The sequence below is a fragment of the Rhizobium sp. 18055 genome, assembly GCF_902706285.1.
GTDB lineage: Bacteria > Pseudomonadota > Alphaproteobacteria > Rhizobiales > Rhizobiaceae > Rhizobium.
Genome location: NZ_CACSKD010000123.1, coordinates 1 through 579, shown reverse-complemented (window position 1 = coordinate 579; position 579 = coordinate 1). Strand labels below are relative to the sequence as shown.

1 protein-coding gene and 1 pseudogene are annotated in these 579 nt (G+C 72.2%); one reads left to right on the top strand and one right to left on the bottom strand.

Features of this window, described 5'->3' with window-relative positions; all coding sequences use genetic code 11:
- Nucleotides 1-389: pseudogene (locus GVL52_RS28295) on the bottom strand (2-hydroxycarboxylate transporter family protein); the annotation flags it as partial.
- Here GVL52_RS28295 and GVL52_RS31690 point away from each other — a divergent pair.
- Nucleotides 309-579 (top strand): FAD-dependent oxidoreductase (locus tag GVL52_RS31690; protein WP_200847951.1); only part of this gene is annotated, 271 nt, incomplete at its 3' end. The pseudogene GVL52_RS28295 and the gene GVL52_RS31690 overlap by 81 nt on opposite strands.

Below are 579 nucleotides of genomic sequence, written 5' to 3'. Positions count from 1 at the left end.
GTGGACACGGTGGACACGATGGTGATCAGGTTCACCAGGGTGAACGCCGCCATCAGCTCGTTCCAGGGGGTGAGCGCCACCCCGATGGCGAAGAGCAGCGGGTAGGTCATCGAGACCTGCACGAACTTGTAGACCACGAAGCCGCCGGCCTGGAGATGGGGCGACACGGCGCTGCCGAGCTTGGCGAACACCGCCAGGAACAGCATCGCCACCGGCGCCGGCAGGCCGACGAGGTGGTGGGCGACGACCCCGAGCAGGTAGAGGGTGATGGCCGTGAGCCCGGCCGCGCCGATCGCGGCGGCGTCGAGCTGGCCGCGGGCCGCCTCGGAGCGCGCCTGCGCGTCGCTCGATTCCATGCCCTCCGCGCCCGGCTGGAGCCGGCCCTCGCCGCCATCCGCCCCCGGCTGGCCGGCGCCACCTACACGGCCGAGGACGAATCGGGCGACGCCAATGCCTTCACGCGCGCGCTGGCGCAGGTCGCCGAAGCCCATGGCGTGCGCTTCCGCATGGGCTGCCACGTCACCGCGCTGCGCACCGCGGGCGGCGCCATCGACCATGTCGAGATCACCGACGCAGAAG